The 20,090-nt window shown below is 41.0% G+C and carries 17 protein-coding genes and 1 pseudogene; 8 read left to right on the plus strand and 10 right to left on the minus strand.

All coding sequences use genetic code 11. The features are described from left to right. The first annotated feature begins 85 nt into the window (after positions 1-85). From caiT to caiE, 6 genes and pseudogenes are all read left to right on the plus strand, one after another. On the plus strand, positions 86-1,603 hold the full coding sequence (gene caiT / locus RB151_RS03580) for an L-carnitine/gamma-butyrobetaine antiporter (protein WP_071547710.1): 1,518 nt from the start codon (positions 86-88) through the stop codon (positions 1,601-1,603). A 34-nt stretch (positions 1,604-1,637) separates the two neighbouring features. Next, positions 1,638-2,779 (plus strand): annotated as a pseudogene (gene caiA / locus RB151_RS03585) (crotonobetainyl-CoA dehydrogenase). 63 nt (positions 2,780-2,842) lie between these two features. Further along, the gene (caiB, locus tag RB151_RS03590; protein ID WP_042846934.1) at positions 2,843-4,063 is read left to right on the plus strand and encodes an L-carnitine CoA-transferase; all 1,221 of its coding nucleotides are present in this window, start codon (positions 2,843-2,845) and stop codon (positions 4,061-4,063) included. Positions 4,064-4,133: 70 nt separating this feature from the next. Next, entirely contained in the window at positions 4,134-5,693 is a 1,560-nt protein-coding gene (gene caiC, locus RB151_RS03595; protein WP_042847027.1) for a crotonobetaine/carnitine-CoA ligase, read from the plus strand. Positions 5,694-5,780: 87 nt separating this feature from the next. Then, positions 5,781-6,566: a crotonobetainyl-CoA hydratase gene (gene caiD / locus RB151_RS03600; RefSeq protein WP_071547711.1), complete on the plus strand. Its 786-nt coding sequence runs from the start codon at positions 5,781-5,783 to the stop codon at positions 6,564-6,566. A gap of 23 nt (positions 6,567-6,589) precedes the next feature. After that, entirely contained in the window at positions 6,590-7,183 is a 594-nt protein-coding gene (gene caiE, locus RB151_RS03605) for a carnitine operon protein CaiE (RefSeq protein WP_042846932.1), read from the plus strand. Positions 7,184-7,254: 71 nt separating this feature from the next. Here caiE and RB151_RS03610 read toward each other — a convergent pair whose 3' ends face one another. The 5 genes from RB151_RS03610 to xseB all read right to left on the minus strand — a co-directional run bounded on the left by RB151_RS03610 (position 7,255) and on the right by xseB (position 13,221). Beyond that, positions 7,255-8,568 carry a tetratricopeptide repeat protein gene (locus RB151_RS03610; protein WP_052219357.1) on the minus strand — a complete coding sequence of 438 codons (1,314 nt, stop codon included), beginning with the start codon at positions 8,566-8,568 and terminating at the stop codon, positions 7,255-7,257. A 354-nt stretch (positions 8,569-8,922) separates the two neighbouring features. Then, positions 8,923-9,315, minus strand: coding sequence for a carnitine metabolism transcriptional regulator CaiF (gene caiF / locus RB151_RS03615; protein ID WP_042846931.1), 393 nt, complete (start codon positions 9,313-9,315; stop codon positions 8,923-8,925). Positions 9,316-9,930: 615 nt separating this feature from the next. Continuing rightward, on the minus strand, positions 9,931-11,796 hold the full coding sequence (gene dxs / locus RB151_RS03620) for a 1-deoxy-D-xylulose-5-phosphate synthase (RefSeq protein ID WP_042846930.1): 1,866 nt from the start codon (positions 11,794-11,796) through the stop codon (positions 9,931-9,933). 252 nt (positions 11,797-12,048) lie between these two features. Next, on the minus strand, positions 12,049-12,966 hold the full coding sequence (ispA, locus tag RB151_RS03625; protein WP_042846929.1) for a (2E,6E)-farnesyl diphosphate synthase: 918 nt from the start codon (positions 12,964-12,966) through the stop codon (positions 12,049-12,051). A 3-nt stretch (positions 12,967-12,969) separates the two neighbouring features. Further along, on the minus strand, positions 12,970-13,221 hold the full coding sequence (gene xseB, locus RB151_RS03630) for an exodeoxyribonuclease VII small subunit (RefSeq protein WP_042846928.1): 252 nt from the start codon (positions 13,219-13,221) through the stop codon (positions 12,970-12,972). A 219-nt stretch (positions 13,222-13,440) separates the two neighbouring features. Here xseB and thiI point away from each other — a divergent pair, with 219 nt between their 5' ends. Beyond that, on the plus strand, positions 13,441-14,892 hold the full coding sequence (gene thiI / locus RB151_RS03635; protein ID WP_042846927.1) for a tRNA uracil 4-sulfurtransferase ThiI: 1,452 nt from the start codon (positions 13,441-13,443) through the stop codon (positions 14,890-14,892). 69 nt (positions 14,893-14,961) lie between these two features. Here thiI and RB151_RS03640 read toward each other — a convergent pair whose 3' ends face one another. The 4 genes from RB151_RS03640 to panE all read right to left on the minus strand — a co-directional run bounded on the left by RB151_RS03640 (position 14,962) and on the right by panE (position 17,352). Beyond that, positions 14,962-15,105, minus strand: a complete 144-nt coding sequence (locus tag RB151_RS03640) for a Hok/Gef family protein (protein ID WP_004914564.1) — start codon at positions 15,103-15,105, stop codon at positions 14,962-14,964. 367 nt (positions 15,106-15,472) lie between these two features. Then, entirely contained in the window at positions 15,473-15,616 is a 144-nt protein-coding gene (locus RB151_RS03645; protein ID WP_004914564.1) for a Hok/Gef family protein, read from the minus strand. A gap of 268 nt (positions 15,617-15,884) precedes the next feature. After that, positions 15,885-16,478: a protein deglycase YajL gene (yajL, locus tag RB151_RS03650; RefSeq protein ID WP_042846926.1), complete on the minus strand. Its 594-nt coding sequence runs from the start codon at positions 16,476-16,478 to the stop codon at positions 15,885-15,887. After that, positions 16,441-17,352, minus strand: a complete 912-nt coding sequence (panE, locus tag RB151_RS03655) for a 2-dehydropantoate 2-reductase (RefSeq protein ID WP_042846925.1) — start codon at positions 17,350-17,352, stop codon at positions 16,441-16,443. Before panE ends, yajL begins: the two co-directional genes overlap by 38 nt. 189 nt (positions 17,353-17,541) lie before the next feature. On the opposite strand from panE, the gene RB151_RS03660 reads away from it, so the two are divergent. Then, the gene (locus RB151_RS03660; protein ID WP_042846924.1) at positions 17,542-18,033 is read left to right on the plus strand and encodes a YajQ family cyclic di-GMP-binding protein; all 492 of its coding nucleotides are present in this window, start codon (positions 17,542-17,544) and stop codon (positions 18,031-18,033) included. Between the two features lie 61 nt (positions 18,034-18,094). Here the strand turns inward: RB151_RS03660 and RB151_RS03665 are convergent, their stop codons facing one another. Then, positions 18,095-19,459 carry an MFS transporter gene (locus RB151_RS03665; protein WP_042846923.1) on the minus strand — a complete coding sequence of 455 codons (1,365 nt, stop codon included), beginning with the start codon at positions 19,457-19,459 and terminating at the stop codon, positions 18,095-18,097. Positions 19,460-20,090 lie beyond the last annotated feature (631 nt).

The raw sequence follows: 20,090 nt of genomic DNA on the forward strand, positions 1-20,090 counted from the left end.
TTTGGTAATAAATAAGTGAGATGAGGTGTTGAGACTAATATCTATTTAAAAGCTTATATATTAAATAATAAATTGGGATCGAACTATGAGCAAAGAAAATAAAAAGGGTGGAATAGAACCAAAAGTTTTTTTTCCGCCATTGATCATTGTTGGACTATTGTGTTGGTTAACCGTCCGTGACCTTGATGCTTCTAACGAAGTTATCAATCAAGTATTCAGCTATGTCACTAATGTATGGGGCTGGGCATTTGAGTGGTACATGGTGATAATGTTTGGTGGCTGGTTTTGGTTAATATTGGGTCCTTACGCCAAAAAGCGTTTGGGGGATGAAAAACCTGAATTTAGCCGCGCGAGCTGGATTTTTATGATGTTCGCCTCCTGTACCTCTGCTGCGGTACTATTTTGGGGTTCTATTGAAATCTATTATTACGTCTCTGCACCTCCTTTTGGTTTTGAAGCCTATTCAACAGAGGCCAAAAATATTGGGCTTGCATACAGTTTATTCCACTGGGGACCACTACCATGGGCAACCTATAGTTTCTTATCTGTTGCATTCGGTTATTTTTTCTTTGTTCGCAAAATGGATGTTATCCGCCCAAGCAGCACCCTTGTCCCATTAGTGGGTCAAAAACATGTAAATGGCTGGTTCGGTACCATCGTTGATAATTTTTACTTGGTCGCTTTGATATTAGCCATGGGGACCAGCTTAGGGTTAGCTACACCACTCGTTACTGAGTGTATTCAATACTTATTTGGTATTCCTCATACCTTACAACTTGATGCCATCATTATCTTCTGCTGGATCATCCTAAATGCAATCTGCGTGGCTTTTGGTTTGCAAAAAGGGGTGAAAATTGCCAGTGACGTCCGTAGTTACTTGAGTTTCTTGATGCTGGGATGGGTATTTATTGTTGGCGGCGCCAGCTTCATTGTGAACTATTTCACCGATTCTATCGGGGTTTTAATGATGTATATGCCACGCATGCTGTTTTATACAGATGCAGTGGGTAAAGGCGGTTTCCCACAAGGTTGGACCGTATTCTATTGGGCGTGGTGGGTAATCTATGCCATCCAAATGTGTATTTTCCTCGCCCGTATCTCTAAAGGCCGTACCGTCCGTGAGCTGTGTATCGGCATGGTAGCAGGCTTGACGGCAGGGACAACGTTAATTTGGACCATCCTAGGCAGTAATACATTACAACTCGTTGACCAAAATATTATTAACATTCCAAAGCTGATTGAAGAATTCGGCGTTGCACGCGCCATTATTGAAACATGGGCAGCCTTACCTTTGAGCACTGCAACAATTTGGGGCTTCTTCATCCTCTGCTTTATCGCCACCGTCACACTCATCAACGCTTGTTCATACACTCTCGCTATGTCGACTTGTCGCGCAGTGAAAGATGGCGATGAGCCACCGTTATTGGTGCGTATCGGTTGGTCTGTTTTAGTCGGTGTTATCGGTATCGTATTACTGGCTCTAGGCGGATTGAAACCGATTCAAACAGCGATAATTGCCGGAGGATGCCCACTTTTTTTCGTCAACATTATGGTAACGCTCTCCTTTATTAAAGATGCAAAAGTGCATTGGAAAAATGATTAATTTATTCAGAAACAACATTTAAGAGGTTATTAATATGGATTTTAGATTGAATGATGAGCAGGAGCTGTTTGTCGCAGGGATCCGTGAGCTGATGGCCAGTGAAAACTGGGAAAGCTATTTTGCACAATGCGACCGCGACAGTATGTATCCTGAACGTTTTGTTAAAGCCTTGGCGGACATGGAAATTGATAACCTGTTGATCCCAGAAGAGCATGGCGGTTTAAACGCTGGGTTTATTACAGTCGCTGCGGTATGGATGGAGCTGGGTCGCCTTGGCGCACCAACGTATGTGTTGTACCAATTACCGGGGGGTTTAATACCGTACTCAGAGAAGGGACCCAAGAACAAATTGATAAAATTATGGCATTTCGCGGTACAGGTAAACAAATGTGGAACTCTGCGATTACGGAGCCCGGCGCGGGTTCTGATGTAGGGAGTTTACAAACAACTTACCAACGCCGTAATGGCAAAGTTTATCTCAATGGTAGCAAATGTTTTATCACCAGTAGTGCTTACACACCATACATTGTGGTGATGAGTCGTGATGCAGATTCTCCTGATAAACCTGTTTTCACCGAGTGGTTTTTAGATATGAGCAAACCCGGTATCAAGGTCAATAAACTTGAGAAACTGGGCCTACGTATGGATAGCTGCTGCGAAATTACCTTTGATAACGTTGAACTGGATGAAAAAGATATGTTTGGCCGTGAAGGTAACGGCTTTAACCGTGTGAAAGAAGAGTTTGACCATGAGCGTTTCTTAGTCGCATTGACTAACTATGGAACTGCAATGTGTGCATTTGAAGATGCAGCCCGTTACGCCAATCAACGTGTTCAGTTTGGTGAAGCAATTGGCCGTTATCAATTAATTCAAGAAAAATTTGCACATATGGCGATCAAGCTCAATTCAATGCGTAACATGTTATATGAAACTGCTTGGAAGAGTGACAACGGATTGATTACCTCTGGTGATGCAGCAATGTGTAAATACTTCTGTGCGAATGCGGCATTTGAAGTCGTAGACTCTGCGATGCAGGTACTGGGTGGTGTAGGTATTGCTGGTGAGCATCGAATCGCACGTTTCTGGCGTGACTTGCGTGTAGACCGTGTATCTGGTGGTTCAGATGAAATGCAAATACTGACATTAGGCCGCAGTGTACTGAAACAGTACCGCTAATAGCTGAATGTTTATTGGTTGGCTTTTTAAGAAGGCCAGCCAAATTTAACAGGAGATTAGAACATGGCAGAGCATTTACCAATGCCAGAATTTGGCCCATTAGCAGGGGTCAGAGTGGTGTTTTCAGGGATTGAAATAGCCGGTCCATTTGCAGGGCAAATGTTTGCAGAATGGGGCGCGGAAGTGATTTGGATAGAGAACGTAGCTTGGGCAGACACTATCCGTGTTCAACCCAATTACCCACAGCTATCAAGGCGTAATTTACGCGCATTATCATTGAATATCTTTAAGGATGAAGGGCGTGAGGCATTTCTAAAATTAATGGAAACAACGGATATATTCATTGAGGCGAGTAAAGGACCTGCATTTGCCCGTAGAGGGATCACCGATGAAGTACTTTGGCAACATAACCCTAAATTGGTTATCGCCCATTTATCAGGCTTCGGGCAATACGGTGACCCTCAATACACTAACCTAGCTGCCTACAATACTATTGCACAGGCTTTTAGTGGTTATCTTATCCAAAATGGTGATAAAGACCAGCCAATGCCAGCCTTTCCTTATACTGCTGATTATTTTTCAGGCATGACAGCTACAACAGCGGCTCTAGCTGCATTGTATAAAGCCCGTGAAACGGGGAAAGGGGAAAGTATTGATATTGCCATGTATGAAGTCATGCTACGAATGGGGCAATACTTCATGATGGATTACTTCAATGGTGGTGAAATCTGCCCGCGGATGACCAAGGGGAAAGACCCCTATTACGCAGGTTGCGGCCTTTATAGTTGTAATGATGGCTATATTGTGATGGAAATCGTCGGTATCACACAAATCCAAGAAATATTTAAAGATATTGGCCTTGCTCATCTTCTTGGTACACCAGAAATACCGGAAGGCACACAGCTTATTCATCGTATTGAGTGCCCCTATGGGCCTTTAATGGAAGAAAAACTTGATGAATGGTTAGGTGCTCGCTCAATTGATGAGGTGCTAGCGAGATTAGCCGAACTCAACATTGCAAGCGCCAAAGTTTTAACCATTCCTGAATTAGAAACCAACCCACAATATCTGGCTCGTGAGTCGATCACCAGTTGGCAGACTATGGATGGAAAAACCTGTCGTGGCCCAAATGTGATGCCAAAATTCAAAAATAATCCAGGGCAAATTTGGCGTGGTATGCCATCACATGGCATGGATACGACAGAGATACTAAAAAATATTGGATATAGCGAAATTGATATTCGGGGGTTAGTCGACAAAGGATTAGCCAAAATAGTTGATTAATTGAATGGGTAGTCAGGTCAATTAATCCAACTGGCCTGATATTCATTAGGGAAATGATGGGAAACAATTAATGGATGTAATCGGTAAACAAAATTTGCGCCAAATGTGGGATGACCTAGCGTTGACCCATCGGGATAATAAGGCGCTTATCTTTGAATCCTGCGATGGAAATATTCGAGAATTCAGTTATATAGAAATGAATCAGCAAATTAATCGCACAGCAAATCTCTTTTTAGATTATGGAATACAAAAAGGGGATAAGGTTGCTTTACATTTAGATAATTGCCCAGAGTTTTTCTTTTGCTGGTTTGGCTTGGCGAAAATTGGGGCGATTATGGTCCCAGTTAACGCACGCTATAAATACCATGAAGCCGCTTGGATTATGCAAAACTGCCAACCTCGTATGGTGGTCACTTGTGCGTCTTTTTTAGATATTTATCAACGTGTACTTGATGATAAAAGTACCAGCCTTGAGCACATTTTTTTAATTTCAGATATGTCGTTTAAACCGCAGGAAGGCATTTCAAACTTTTTGCTTGAACAAGCACAAAAACCGACAGAGTTAACCCAACTTATTGAGCTTAGTGTGGGTGATACTGCGGAAATCTTATTTACCTCAGGTACCACTTCCAAACCGAAAGGGGTGGTTATTACCCATTACAACTTACGCTTTGCGGGTTATTACTCTTCTTGGCAGAACACGTTACGTTCCGACGATATTTACCTTACGGTAATGCCAGTCTTTCATATCGATTGCCAATGTACAGCATCGATGGCGGCATTTTCAGTGGGTGCAACATTTGTCTTACTTGAGAGATACAGTGCGAGACGTTTCTGGCAGCAAGTTGTAAGGCACCAAGCCACTGTTGTTGAGCTGATCCCCATGATGATCCGTACGCTTTTAAGCCAGCCGCTGGCGGATAATGAAAAAGACCATTGCTTACGTGAAGCCATGTTTTACCTCAACTTGAGTGATGAGGAAAAAGAGCAGTTTATGGCTCGATTTGCTGTGAAAAGTTTTCTGACTTCTTATGGCATGACGGAAACTATTGTGGGGCTAATTGGGGATAGACCTGGTGATATCCGCCGTTGGCCATCCATTGGTCGTCCTGGTTTTTGCTATAAAGCGCAAATTAGGGATAAAACCAATCAACCTGTTGCCACTGGGGTGATTGGTGAGCTTTGTGTGAAGGGAGAACGAGGTAAAACTTTATTTAAAGAGTATTACAACAACCCTGAAGCCACAGAAAAAACATTTGATGAGCAAAATTGGATGCACACAGGCGACTATGCATACCAAGATGAAGATGGATTTTTCTATTTTGTGGACAGAAGCATCAATATGATCAAACGAGGCGGTGAGAACGTCTCATGTAGTGAAATTGAAAATATTATTGCTTCACATCCTTTGATTGTTGACGTGGCGGTGATTGGTGTTGCTGATGAGATCCGTGATGAAGCGATTAAAGCCTTTATTGTGTTAGAAGAGGGTGAAACATTAACTCAGGAAGAGTTTTTCGCTTTTTGTGAAAAGCAAATGGCGAAATTTAAAGTGCCATCATGGGTTGAGGTACGTAAGGATTTACCGCGTAACTGTTCTGGAAAAGTGCTGAAAAAACATCTGCAATAATCGAATAACTCTATTAATTACGCGAACGTTTTGGCTGCAACTTTCTGTAGGCAAAATGGCAGCGCATGATGACTAAAGGATTGCACTATGAGCGAATCATTAAAAATTACCCGTAATGGCTCCATTTTGGAAATCGTACTTGATAGACCTAAAGCAAATGCGATAGATGCAAAAACCAGTTTTAAAATGGGGGAAGTTTTCCTTAATTTCCGCGATGATCCTTCGCTGCGTGTCGCCATTATAACAGGAGCAGGAGAGCGATTTTTCTCTGCGGGTTGGGACTTAAAATCTGCGGCAGAAGGTGAAGCACCTGATGCCGACTTTGGTCCCGGTGGCTTCGCCGGACTCACTGAAATTTTCAATTTAAACAAACCAGTGATTGCTGCTGTTAATGGTTATGCGTTTGGTGGAGGCTTTGAACTAGCTTTAGCGGCAGATATGATCATTTGCTCTGAAAATGCCAGTTTTTCCTTACCAGAGGCCCAACTTGGTATTGTGCCTGATAGCGGCGGTGTCTTGCGTTTACCTAAAATCTTACCAGCACCGATCGTGAATGAAATGGTGATGACGGGAAGGCGTATGGATGCTCAGGAAGCATTACGCTGGGGGATCGCTAATGAAGTAGTACCAATGGAAAGTTTAATGGAAAAAGCACGTGAACTCGCAGAAAAAATCACTCAAAGTGCACCACTTGCGGTTGCGGCCTTGAAAGAAATTTTTCGCGCAACCGGAGAGCTTACTGTTGAAGAGGGTTATAAGCTTATACGCAGCGGTGTGCTGACAAACTACCCCGCGGTTTTACACTCCGAAGATGCAACAGAAGGTCCGCTGGCGTTTGCCGAAAAACGTTCACCAAGTTGGAAAGGGCGCTAGTTCATTTAGCAAAGAGGTGAATTTTGAGTTTTTACGCTTTTGAAGGGGTGATCCCAGTTGTTCACCCTACCGCATATGTACATCCATCAGCGACGGTGATTGGTGATGTGATTATCGGTGAAGGGGTGTTTGTTGGGCCTAACGCTTCTTTACGTGGAGACTATGGCCGTTTGATCATAGAAAAAGGCGCCAATATTCAGGATTGTTGCATTATGCATGGTTATAGCGATGTCGAAACCATTGTCCACGAGTGTGGGCATATAGGCCACGGAGCTATTTTGCATGGATGTATTATTGGTCGTGATGCATTAGTGGGAATGAACAGTGTGATTATGGATGGAGCCCTGGTTGGTGAACAAAGTATTGTTGCGGCGATGAGCTTTGTTAAAGCTGGGTTTCAAGGCGAACCTCGCCAATTACTGGTTGGCAGCCCTGCACGTTTTGCTCGTCATATTCGTGAGGAAGAATTGCATTGGAAGCAGCTCAATACGAAAGAATATCAAGACTTAGCCATTCGATACCGACAAGGATTACATGAAACGTTACCCTTGATAGAAATAGAGTTGAATAGGCCAAGGCTCATGGGGACAACGGATGTCAAACCTAAAGGCCAGTAATTAATCTTTGAACGCCCAGTTAAAAGCTGGGCGTTTTCATTATCGACAGTGATTATTATGAAAAAATGAGGTTAGTTATTTTTTTGCTGTTCAGCTTTTTGAAACCACTCTTGAGCCACGCTTTCATTTTTTTCAACGCCATCACCATTTTTATACATCACACCGAGATTAAATTGTGCGGAAGCATTATTTTGTTCCGCGGCTTTGAGAAACCATTCTTTTGCAAGAGTATAACTCTGCGGCGTGCCAATTCCTTTTAGATACAATATGGCAAGCTGATTTTGCGCGGGCGCATAGTTTAGCTCAGCGGCTTTTTGATACCACTCTTTCGCTAAGCTATGATTTTGGTGGTTATCTTTTTCATCTTGGTACAATAATCCAAGATTATATTGTGCGGATGGGTAATTTTGTTCAGCGGCCTTTTGTAGCCATTTTATTGCCATTTCTTTATTTTTAATGCCGCCATCACCATTTTTATACATCATGCCAAGATTATATTGTGCAATGACGTAATCTTGTTCTGCTGCCCTTTGAAACCATTCTCTGGCGGAGGTATAATCTGGTTGTTTTTCAGTGTCTTGAATATAGATAAGCCCTAAATTGCTTTGAGCGGGTGCATGCCCTCGTTGTGCAGATTTTAGATACCATTCTTTTGCTAGTGAATTGTTGGGGGGAGTGCCTAACCCGTCTTGATGCATTAAACCTAAATTGTACTGAGCAGCCGCGTTTCCTTGCTCAGCGGCTTTTTGAAACCACCGCAACGCTTCTTGATAGCTTTGTTCGGTACCCAAGCCGTCTAAGTATATAAGTGCAAGGTTGAATTGCGCGTTTGTATTTCCTTTGTCTGCGGCACTTTGAAGCCACTTTAAGGCGAGGGGATAGTTTTTCTGGGTTCCGTCACCGTTTAAGTACATTTCACCGAGTTGGCTTTGTGCGTCAATATAGCCTTTATCAGCAGCTTGTTGAAACCACTCTTTTGCTTGAGCAAGATCCTTCTTGGTTCCTTCCCCTTTTTTATGCATTATTCCAAGGTTATATTGAGCTTGCGCGTATCCCTGTTCAGCCGATTTCTGGAGCCAGCCCTTTGCCAGAGTATAACTTTGCTGAGTTCCCAAACCTTGTAAATAAATTATCCCAAGATTGCTTTGTGCAGCGTCATATCCTTGTTCAGCGGCTTTTTGAAACCACTCTATTGCCTTAACATAGTCTTGCTTGGAGCCAGAACCGTTGAAATACATGATCGCGAGTTGATTTTGAGCCTCAATATTGCCTTGTTCTGCTAATATTTTTGTTTGCTCAAAGTTATCATTATTTAACTCTGGGTTTGAATATGCATGGCTTGCCGTTATTAACAATAGCGCGATTAGAAATAATTTATTTTTCATATTAATTATAGGTGATAAATAGCGTCCATTTTCTGCTATGAAAGTTAAGTTTTCTTAGCAACCTTTTAACCTAAACCAATATTCAGTAAATATTTCTCTCTTGGATAGGCAATACTATACAGGCTTATTTTTCCCATAGATGGCTATCATGCCATAAATAATATATTTTTAGAATTATAAAGCTAGCTTTGCATCTCATTTGTTGAGTTGTATAAGTTATTGAAAGTATATCAAGAAAATTAATTTGTTGATTTTCGGCTGATAATACAAAGCGGGAAAAATACGCTTTTATCCCGCTTTGTCGACAGCCTTAACGCAGACTTGAGCCCGTGTTTTTTTGATGTGATCATTATGTTAACGGCGTTGTGCCTTTGATAGCATCCATTGCCATTTTTGCTCTCGATTTAATTCACTCGGTGGCATAGATGCCGCTTTCACTGGAGAATCAATAGTGACTTTTTCAGATTGGTGGTTTCTAAGACGTGCATAAAGTTGATTATCAATTTTTGTAACCTTAATCAGCCTTTGGCACTGACAGCCACGACCCGATAATTTATTCGGGATCATTTTAACTTCACATTGAATTTCAGCTACGTCAGATAAAATATAAGAAACAATATTAACCGCATTAGGGTGAGGGATATCAAAATTATTGGATATTTCTCTGGCGGTGATCCAGCGCCCTTGTTTCATTACCCAGTTAGCAATGGATAAATACAAAGGTTCATTAATATATTGTCCACACATAAGCGCTCCCAAATATATTTATTAAAATTGGCTAAATAAAGAGAAACTATATGCAAATTGTAGTTGGAATGCGTTTATTTGTTTCCTGGTTTTTAAATTAAGAAAACAAAATAATTAAATATTAAAGCCTGGTTAAAATTGTTAAAATCATATAGTCGTTATTATTCAGTGTTAAGCATTGAAATATAATAGGAAAAGCTTTATTGCATAATGCAATGAAAAACCAATATAAGTCAGAGCTTAAGTTACACTGTCATACAGTGACATAGTTCATATTAATGGATTTAAAAATAATTTGCATGTTTTTATTTTCAAAATTTACATTCAAGATAAATATTTTGTATATATTCTGTTTTAGAGTGAATAGAATAAATATCATTGTATATAATTTTATTATGTTTGGTTTTTTTATTTGTTATTATGATATAAAAATATAATTAAGATGTAAAAGCAGGGTTTAAAAGTGTTTTTTTTAAAAGTTGCATCGGAAATGAAATAATAGAGTTAAAGTTAACACTCTATATACTGTGTATATAAAAAGAAAATGAGAGTGATTAACTTTGTTATTTAAAAAGGCATTACATTATCATGGTAATGCCTTTTTTCGTTAACCTATTACTTGGCTAAGTAGGTATTAATTGACTTAATAATACCCGTTGCATCTAACCCGAGCTCAGCGATAAGTTCCTCTTGGCTACCTTGAGAAATAAAATAGTCTGGTAAACCAAGGTTTAAAACAGGAATGATTCTTTTTTCCTGCATTAGGAACTCATTCACACCACTACCCGCACCACCCTTAATTGCATTTTCTTCGAGTGTAACGAGCACATCATGGCTGTTTGCCACCTCAAGGATTAAGGCTTCATCTAATGGTTTAACAAAGCGCATATCAACCACAGTCGCATTTAATTGCTCAGCGGCTTCTAATGCATGACTAAGTAACGTACCAAAACACAAAATAGCAACTTTTTCCCCTTGGCGACGGATAACTCCTTTACCAATTTCTAGTGGAGCTAAAGGCTGTAGCTGTGCACCTGTCCCCGTGCCTCGCGGGTAACGAATAGCACTTGGACCATCTTGGTAATGGTAGCCAGTATGTAGCATTTGGCGGCATTCGTTTTCATCACTTGGTGCCATGATCACCATAGTAGGGATACAACGTAGGAATGAAATATCAAATGAACCTTGGTGGGTTTGGCCATCAGCGCCAACAATGCCGGCTCGGTCAATAGCAAACATCACCGGTACTTTTTGGATAGCCACGTCATGGATGACTTGGTCATAACCCCGTTGTAAGAAGGTCGAATAGATAGCGACGATGGGTTTATAGCCCCCAATAGCAAGACCAGCTGCAAAGGTGACAGCATGCTGCTCTGCGATCGCGACATCGAAGTATTGATCAGGGAATTCTTTAGAAAACCGAACCATACCAGAGCCTTCGCGCATAGCTGGCGTAATTGCCATTAGCTTGTCATCATCTTTGGCTTCTTCGCACAGCCAATCCCCAAAGATTTTAGAGAATGTCGGTCCCGTCTCTTTGCTTTTGGGTAAAGTGAATGTGCTTGGGTCAAATTTTGGTACTGCGTGCCAACTGATCGGGTCCTTTTCGGCAGGTTCATAACCACGACCTTTTTTAGTCATGATATGTAAAAACTGTGGGCCTTTTAAATCACGCATGTTTTTTAAGGTTTGAACTAAGGCGACGACGTCATGTCCATCAACAGGGCCAATATAGTTAAAGCCTAATTCTTCAAACATGGTACCGGGAACAACCATACCTTTGATATGTTCTTCGGTCTTTTTCAGCAATTCTTTGATTGGCGGTAAGTTAGAGAAAACTTTTTTCCCACCTTCACGTAATGTGGTGTATAGCTTGCCAGAAAGCAGGTGAGCCAAATGGTTATTTAACGCGCCAACATTTTCGGAGATAGACATTTCATTATCATTTAAGATAACAAGCATATCGGGTGCGGCGTCCCCTGCGTGGTTCATGGCTTCGAATGCCATCCCTGCGGTGATAGCTCCATCACCAATCACACAGACGGTTTTACGGTTTTGCTTTTCTTTTTCTGCCGCAATAGCCATTCCTAAACCCGCACTAATCGATGTGGATGAATGGCCAACACTTAAAATGTCATATTCACTTTCTTCACGCCATGGAAAAGGGTGCAAACCATTTTTTTGACGAATAGTATCAATACGGTCACGACGACCCGTTAAAATTTTATGTGGGTAGGCTTGGTGACCGACATCCCAAACAAGGTTATCAAACGGGGTTTTGTAGACGTAATGTAATGCGACGGTAAGCTCAACTGCACCGAGACCAGAAGCAAAGTGACCACTAGAACGGCCAACGCTACTCAGCAAAAACTGTCTGAGTTCATCACACAGCTTAGGCAAACTTTCTTTGGGCAACAGACGAAGCTCATCTGGTGTCTCTGCCAATGCTAGCGTTGGATATTTAGCGATATCAATACTCATTAGGTACTCACTTATAATTAATAAAAAACCCACATATTGAATACTCGGTACTGAAACAGTTATCTAAGTATTGCGGTGCGTAAATTTATCTACGCATATTGTGGGTGATCCTCATTGATTGCCTTTCTATAACTCGCTTAGTGTAAGCAATAGTCTGTCTGTTTTTTGAGTTATAGAATGTTCTGAAGATTCATCAAGGTAATAAATGCCGTAATTATCGACCTTCTTGTTGCCAAAAGGCAAAGCATATTGTCAGTTTTTACGCTCAATAATGAAATTAGCTAAAGCGCTTAGCATTTCTATATTATACCCATATGACTGGATCGTCTCTAAAGCGCTTATTGCATCATGATATAGCTCACGTGCTTTTTGTTGAGCCGCTTCAAGGCCGAGTAAAGATGGGTAAGTGCTTTTTTCGTGCTCAGCATCAGTCCCTTGGCGCTTACCTGTTACCGTGCTGTCCCCGATAACATCTAGGATATCGTCTTGAACTTGAAAGGCAAGCCCGATGGACTGTGCGTATTTATCTAAAACAGGTAGTAATTGATGCCCTTTTTCGCCAGCGGCATAAGCACCAAGGCGAATAGCTGCGCGAATGAGTGCACCAGTTTTATGCAGATGAATACGTTCTAAGGATTCAAGGTCGACGTATTTCCCTTCGGCGTCTAAATCCAGAGCCTGCCCACCACACATCCCAGCAAGGCCACTTGCATAGGATAGCTCGGCTATCATTGCGATACGGTCTTTATCAGCGACATCTGGCATTGGGGCACAAGCAAGTAATTGAAAGGCCAGCGTTTGTAATGCATCTCCCGCCAAGACAGCATTACCCTCACCATATTTTATATGGCAGGTTGGTTGACCTCTGCGTAAATCATCGTCATCCATAGCGGGCAGGTCGTCATGAATTAATGAATAGGCATGGATGCACTCGACAGCGGCAGCTGGTGCATCAAGGTTTTCTTGGTTCACACCAAGCATAGAGCCTACCGCATAAGTTAAAAATGGGCGTAAACGTTTCCCGCCTAATAACGTGCCATATCGCATTGCTTGTGCAAGAGGAAGGTTTGCAAAAGGCATCGCATTTAGGGCATCTAAAAGGTATTGATTGACTCTGTCATAGGTTTGTTTTTGTTGCAGCGTGAAGCTATCTAAATGTTGTTCAGACATAATTTATTCAGTATCAGGTGAAAAATCGGCAAGAGGTTTATTTTCGTCATCACTGAGCAATATTTGTACACGCTGCTCAGCTTGTTGCAGTACTTTTTGACCTTGTTTGGCAATTTGAACGCCACGTTCAAACTCATTCAGAGCGTCTTCTAGAGGGAGGTCACCGGATTCAAGACGAGCGACGATTTGCTCTAGCTCTTGAAGCGAGTTTTCAAAACTAACAGGTGCAACTTGCTGAGATTTTTCTTTAGCCATATTCTTTAGCCACTAATGTTAAATTAGTTAATTCAGGGAATGTTAAATATTTAGCAGACTAACGTAGTCTTGCCACGGTTACAATTTATTATTGGTGTTTTTAGATTCAGTCCGCAAGATAGTGTTATAATACGCCTCTTTATTGACAATTGGTAACCTATACGTGTGTCCTTGTTAAGACACGTTCGTTTGCCCCACAACCATGAACATGCAGCTATTATGAAGTTTATCATTAAGTTATTCCCAGAAATTACCATCAAAAGCCAAACTGTTAGGCTACGTTTCATTAAAATTCTGACTAGCAATATCCGTAACGTGCTAAAACCTCTTGGCGAAGAAATTTCGGTTGTCCGTAATTGGGATAATATTGAAGTGCGTGTGAAAGGGGAAACGAAGCACGACGAAATTTGTGACATGTTAGGTCGTATTCCCGGTATCCACCATATCCTTGAAGTGGAAGAAAAACCGTTTACTAGCCTGCACCATATTTATGAAATGACCCATGAATCTTATGGTGCGTCTCTCGAAAACAAAACTTTTTGTGTTCGGGTGAAACGCCGCGGTAAGCACGAATTTTCATCGATTGAAGCTGAGCGTTACATTGGTGGTGGTTTAAACCAACATATTCCTTCGGCTAAAGTTAAGCTCAAAGACCCAGATACAACCGTGCATTTGGAAATTGAAGATGACAAACTGATTTTAGTTAAATCACGTATTGAAGGTATTGGCGGGTTTCCTATAGGGACGCAAGAAGATGTTTTATCGCTAATTTCCGGTGGGTTTGACTCTGGTGTTTCTAGCTATATGTTGATGCGCCGTGGTTGCCGTGTTCATTACTGCTTTTTTAATTTAGGTGGTGCGGCACATGAAATTGGCGTGAAGCAAATTGCACATTATCTATGGAACCGTTTTGGTAGCTCCCATAAAGTGCGCTTTATTGCTGTAAACTTTGAGCCAGTTGTGGCTGAAATTTTAGAGAAAGTCGATGATGGCCAAATGGGCGTTGTACTTAAACGTATGATGGTGAGAGCTGCGTCTAAAGTTGCGGAGCGTTATGGTGTGCAGGCAATTGTTACGGGTGAAGCGCTTGGTCAAGTGTCTAGCCAAACTTTAACTAACTTGCGTCTTATTGATAATGCTTCTGATACTTTGGTGCTAAGGCCACTGATTTCTCATGACAAAGAACACATAATCAAATTAGCTCGGCAAATTGGGACTGAAGATTTTGCGAAAACCATGCCGGAATATTGTGGTGTGATTTCAAAAAGCCCAACAGTGAAAGCTGTTAAAGCACGAATTGAAGCAGAAGAGGCCAATTTTGATTTTGCTATTTTAGAGTCTGTTGTGGAGCAAGCGCAAAATATCGATATTCGACAAATTGCACAAGAAAGCCTTGAAAAAGTCCCTGAAATTGAAATGGTGAGTGAGCTTTCAATTGAAAATGAAGTGATTTTAGATATTCGTTCAATTGATGAATTTGAAGACAAGCCACTGAATGTAGATGGAATGGAAGTTAAGCACATTCCATTCTATAAATTGAGTACGCAATTTGGTGACTTACCAAAAGATAAAACCTATTTATTATATTGTGACCGTGGGGTAATGAGCCGCTTGCAAGCGCTATACCTAAAAGAGCAAGGTTATGAAAATATAAAGGTTTATCGCCCATAACTTAAAACAGGGTGCTTGTATCACCAACGTACAATTAGAGAGAAATGTGGGGGAAATTCCCCCACAAGACTAGTTATCGCAAGATAACGTCGCTTGAACCAGCGTGCTTCCGCTGCTGATACTGAAAGAGCATAGCCTTTCTTGCATTAACAATGAAAAACACAACACCGTAAGACACACGGTAACTAGCCCCAGAAGGGCAATTTTGGCCATTCCTCTTGACTCCTTTTCTAAAAGGAGACAGAATCAAATTGTGAGGGTTTGAGACTGCCTCGGATTAAGATTAACATCTAAATTCGGGGCTTTCGTCTTTTTGGCTTTGGCAAATGCTTGAACCAAAATGATCCAAGCACCCACGGCAATCATAGCAAAGATCCACTCGAAATAAATCTATTTACAGTCAGTTTTTATAATAAAAATATTTAAATTCAATTGGTTATAATGATTTTGATATCATTGGTATTATTATGATTATTGATTGAACTGAAGTAAGAATGGCAAAGAGTGTAGATTCAAAACAGGGTGCTTGTATCACCAATGCACAATTAGAGAGAAATGTGGGGGAAATTCCCCCACAAGACTAGTTATCGCAAGATAACGTCGCTTGAACCAGCGTGCTTCCGCTGCTGATACTGAAAGAGCATAGCCTTTCTTGCATTAACAATGAAAAACACAACACCGTAAGACACACGGTAACTAGCCCCAGAAGGGCAATTTTGGCCATTCCTCTTGACTCCTTTTCTAAAAGGAGACAGAATCAAATTGTGTGATTTGGAAACTGCCTCGGATTAAGATTAACATCTAAATTCGGGGCTTTCGTCTTTTTGGCTTTGGCAAATGCTTGAACCAAAATGATCCAAGCACCCACTATGATAATAGCAAAAAAGGGCTATAAACGAAGTCTTTTTACTGATGATTTTATTTGATAATCATTATTATTCAGTGGGTTAATGTTAGCTGATAACCTATTATGCGATGTTATAAATTTCCATTTAATCTTCTAAATAATCGTTGATCCCATTCGGTAAAACTAGCTGGCTGGCAACATTCCCTGCAATTTCACGACCAACTAAGAGTTCGATTAATTTTAAGGCGAAATCAAAAGATGTTGCGGGACCTTGGCTCGTTAGCAAATTAACTCGCTCATCAAAATAAACTCGGCGGTCAACCCATTTATTGGCTGAAATTTTATCTTTCATGGCAGGATAACCCGTCATATTGCCAAGTGGGAATAGTTGATGGTACTCCAATACAATGGCTGGCGCTGCACAAATAGCTGCGACAATTTTGCCATCAAGATGCATGCGGCGAACCTTTTCGACAACCAGAGGGCTATCACGGAAAGTCTCAGCGCCAGCAAGCCCTCCTGGAAGTACGATTGCGTCAAAAGGTTCATCTGCGACTTTAATTAATGGTGTGTCTGCGACAATTTTCATTCCTCTAGAAGCAGTAACCTGTAAGGAGCTATCCTCAGTTACACTGGCTAAAGTAACATTAATACCGGCTCTGACTAATAAATCTGCGCTAGTCACGGTTTCTATTTCTTCACTACCATGAGCGATGCAAATTAGAACGGAAATCGTCATATTGTTGTTCTCTATTTTTGACTAAATGATAAAGGCGGTCATTTTCAGGAGTACTAAGCCCATGAGCTCGCGCTTGTTTGATTAAAAAACCCGTAATGTAATCAATTTCGGTACGGCGGTTATTGCGCACATCTTGCAGCATAGAAGAATAGTTAGCCGAAGTATTATAAATAATGCTGTATATATACTCAGTTAGCTCTGATTTATCGGTATGTAGCCCTTCTGCTTCCATAACAGCGCAGATTTCATCTATGATTTGTGAAATTTGTTTTGGGTAATCAATTAGCTGCCCATTTTTACAGTCATATTCAACCGTAAGCGGGTTAATCACGCAGTTTGCGATAAGTTTGCGCCAACAGGTTGTTTGAATATGGTTATGCCAAGCGACGTCTGGTAAAGCTTCATGTAAAATATCTGCAATTGGGTAGTAAGCTTGTGCTTGTGAATTAATTGCACCGATATGCGTAATACCATGAGCGACATGGAATACTTGGTTATTTTTTTGCCAAGCAGCGTGTGTTGTGACACCCGCTAAAATTGGGTGGCGTATAGGGGCGAGTTCTTCGATTGTCCCCATTCCATTGTGGAGCAATAAAATTGGCGTATTCTCAGGGATATTACCAAGTAAGGGGAGTAGGGCATCGGAAACTTGCCATGCTTTTAAACACACGATAACAAGCTCACTTGTTTGCAGATGGTTAATATTATTGCAAGGAATAAGTTCTCGGAAAGTACGCCCACTGGGGTCATTAACATCGACAAATAAATCAGACTGAGCAACACGTAACCAACCTTGTGTTTCGTGCCCTTGCAAGGTTAGTGAGGAAAGCCACAATTTACCTATTGCACCACAACCAATTAGGGTTATTTTCATTGTTTCCCCTTTCATATCGGATCTCTAACGTCTTATAAGGTAAGGCGGAAGTGATTTTTTCTTAGTATATACTGTTAATACGTTGAGTTGTAGTAAACGAAATCTAGTGGTCCTTGATAACTTGAAGTAGGGGGAGCAAAGACGGTATTATGCGGGCAACCTAAAAAATAATTAGTCGAGGTTTTAGTTATGCCATCGTTTGATATTGTATCTGAAGTTGAAATGAATGAAGTGCGCAACGCAGTGGAAAATGCACAGCGTGAGCTAACAAGCCGTTGGGATTTCAAAAATGTTGAAGCCAGCTTTGAACTAAATGACAAAAATGAGTCAGTGAAAATCACCAGTGAGTCTGATTTCCAAGTACTTCAGTTAGTCGATATTTTAAGAGAAAAAATGGCAAAACGCGGTATTGATGGTGCGGTATTAAATGTACCAGATGATATTGTACATAGCGGGAAAACCTATAGTGTTGAAGTGACATTCAAACAAGGGATAGACGCTGCTATTGCTAAGAAGATAATAAAATTGATCAAAGACAGCAAGCTAAAAGTACAAGCGCAAATTCAAGGCGACCAAGTTCGTGTGACAGGTAAAGCTCGCGATGACTTACAATCGGTTATGGCGCTCGTGCGTGGTGGTAATTTAGGTCAACCTTTCCAGTTTAATAATTTTCGCGATTAATCATTGTGAAACTTACATGTTAAATAGTTAGCCCATTTATTATGGGCTAACTATTTATTGCTTATTGTGAGTTGATAATCGCTTCGAGTTGTTCCCTGTTAATAATCTTTCTATCAACTTTAACGTAAGCACTTAACTCTTCATCTACAACGAGCGCTTCCATGACTCCATTTTGTGCCTGTAATTTTTGCTCAAGAGCGCGACTATCTTCAATGTGTTTTGGTAATTCGATGCGAATACTGCTGACATAAGGCGGTTGTTGCATTGTTAAGCTAATAACAAACCAGATAACCGTTAAAATTAAGCCACCAATAAAGACAGTGCTTGCCCCTTCAAAATTGTATAACCACCCACCGACAATACCACCGATAGCGACACCTAAAAATTGGCTAGTGGAGTAAACACCCATTGCGGTTCCTTTGTAACCAGCGGGAGCTTCCTTACTAATCAGTGATGGTAAAATGGCTTCCATAATATTAAAGGCAATAAAAAACAGTTGAATACCTAAGAAAATAACCCATAAGTGATTACCTGAAAGCCATAATGTCACTTCAGCAGCAGCGAGCAGTACGATGCAAAATAGAAAGACTTGCTTCATCTTGCGGTATTTTTCAGCATAAATAATGAAAGGCAGTACTGTTACAAAGGCAATTAGCATGGTAACTAGGTAGGCTTTCCAATGATCGGGGGCTAAAAAACCAGCTTTTGTCATAATGAGTGGCAAGGCAACAAAACTCGACATTAACAAGGTATGTAAACATAAAATACCTATATTCAATTTCAGTAATTGTGGCTGAGCAAGAACGGTTTTTAAGTTACCTTGAACAAAGGCTGACTCACGGTTTAAAACATGGGTATTGGTGTCTGGAACAACAAAAATAGTGAGTGCGATAGCGCCGACAGCGAGAAGTGCGATCCCCCAGAATAGGCCATTTAACCCAATCATATGGGTAATAATAGGGCCCAAAACTAATGCGATGGCAAATGTTAAGCCAAAGCTAATGCCTAGAAATGCCATAGCCTTGGTTCGATTTTGTTCGCGGGTTAAGTCAGAAAGTAATGCCATTACAGCCGCAGAAATCGCCCCAGCTCCCTGAAGGGCCCGACCGATGATAATTCCCCAAATAGAATCACTTAATGCAGCAATAATGCTACCGAGAATAAAGATCACTAACCCAATAATAATGAGTGGCTTACGGCCTATTTTGTCTGACATTAAGCCAAAAGGAACTTGGAAAATGGCTTGGCTAAGGCCGTAAATACCGATAGCAACACCAACTAAAAATTCGCTAGCGCCCTGTAAATGCATCCCATAGCTGGTCAAAATGGGTAAAACCATAAACATTCCAAGCATGCGCAAGGAAAAAACAGAACCTAACCCCCAAGTGGATCTAAGCTCTGTGGATGTCATTTTATTATCATTCATTTTTATTCTTCATATTTCGTGCTGTAGCGGTGTTGGCTTCTCTCGGCTCCTTAGGTCACATACTGATGTATGCTCCCTAAGATATCCTCGTTTGCCGCCTTGCTACAACACGAACTATTTTGAATAAAAAAGTGATGTTGTAGCAAAATAATTTAAACCAAACTATCAGTATGTTAGCTGTAGCGGTGTTGGCTTTTCTCGGCTTCTTAGGTCACATACTGATGTATGCTCCCTAAGATATCCTCGTTTGCCGCCTTGCTACAACACGAACTATTTTGAATAAAAAAGTGATGTTGTAGCAAAATAATTTAAACCAAACTATCAGTATGTTAGCTGTAGCGGTGTTGGCTTTTCTCGGCTCCTTAGGTCACATACTGATGTATGCTCCCTAAGATATCCTCGTTTGCCGCCTTGCTACAACACGAACTATTTTGAATAAAAAAGTGATGTTGTAGCAAAATAATTTAAACCAAACTATCAGTATGTTAGCTGTAGCGGTGTTGGCTTTTCTCGGCTCCTTAGGTCACATACTGATGTATGCTCCTTAAGATATCCTCGTTTGCCGCCTTGCAATAATATTCTTCATATTTCGAGTTGTAGCGGTGCTGGCATCTCTTAGCTACCTAGGTCA

The organism is Providencia rettgeri (genome assembly GCF_001874625.1).
Classification (GTDB): Bacteria; Pseudomonadota; Gammaproteobacteria; order Enterobacterales; family Enterobacteriaceae; genus Providencia; species Providencia huashanensis.

Excerpts from the sequence above, each read along its gene's own strand:
- caiT (WP_071547710.1), top strand. The coding sequence starts at position 86 with ATGAGCAAAGAAAATAAAAAGGGTGGAATAGAACCAAAAGTTTTTTTT.
- caiB (WP_042846934.1), top strand. The coding sequence starts at position 2,843 with ATGGCAGAGCATTTACCAATGCCAGAATTTGGCCCATTAGCAGGGGTC.
- caiC (WP_042847027.1), top strand. The coding sequence starts at position 4,134 with ATGGATGTAATCGGTAAACAAAATTTGCGCCAAATGTGGGATGACCTA.
- caiD (WP_071547711.1), top strand. The coding sequence starts at position 5,781 with ATGAGCGAATCATTAAAAATTACCCGTAATGGCTCCATTTTGGAAATC.
- RB151_RS03610 (WP_052219357.1), bottom strand. The coding sequence starts at position 8,568 with ATGAAAAATAAATTATTTCTAATCGCGCTATTGTTAATAACGGCAAGC.
- caiF (WP_042846931.1), bottom strand. The coding sequence starts at position 9,315 with ATGTGTGGACAATATATTAATGAACCTTTGTATTTATCCATTGCTAAC.
- dxs (WP_042846930.1), bottom strand. The coding sequence starts at position 11,796 with ATGAGTATTGATATCGCTAAATATCCAACGCTAGCATTGGCAGAGACA.
- ispA (WP_042846929.1), bottom strand. The coding sequence starts at position 12,966 with ATGTCTGAACAACATTTAGATAGCTTCACGCTGCAACAAAAACAAACC.
- xseB (WP_042846928.1), bottom strand. The coding sequence starts at position 13,221 with ATGGCTAAAGAAAAATCTCAGCAAGTTGCACCTGTTAGTTTTGAAAAC.
- thiI (WP_042846927.1), top strand. The coding sequence starts at position 13,441 with ATGAAGTTTATCATTAAGTTATTCCCAGAAATTACCATCAAAAGCCAA.
- RB151_RS03640 (WP_004914564.1), bottom strand. The coding sequence starts at position 15,105 with ATGGCCAAAATTGCCCTTCTGGGGCTAGTTACCGTGTGTCTTACGGTG.
- RB151_RS03645 (WP_004914564.1), bottom strand. The coding sequence starts at position 15,616 with ATGGCCAAAATTGCCCTTCTGGGGCTAGTTACCGTGTGTCTTACGGTG.
- yajL (WP_042846926.1), bottom strand. The coding sequence starts at position 16,478 with ATGACGATTTCCGTTCTAATTTGCATCGCTCATGGTAGTGAAGAAATA.
- panE (WP_042846925.1), bottom strand. The coding sequence starts at position 17,352 with ATGAAAATAACCCTAATTGGTTGTGGTGCAATAGGTAAATTGTGGCTT.
- RB151_RS03660 (WP_042846924.1), top strand. The coding sequence starts at position 17,542 with ATGCCATCGTTTGATATTGTATCTGAAGTTGAAATGAATGAAGTGCGC.
- RB151_RS03665 (WP_042846923.1), bottom strand. The coding sequence starts at position 19,459 with ATGAATGATAATAAAATGACATCCACAGAGCTTAGATCCACTTGGGGG.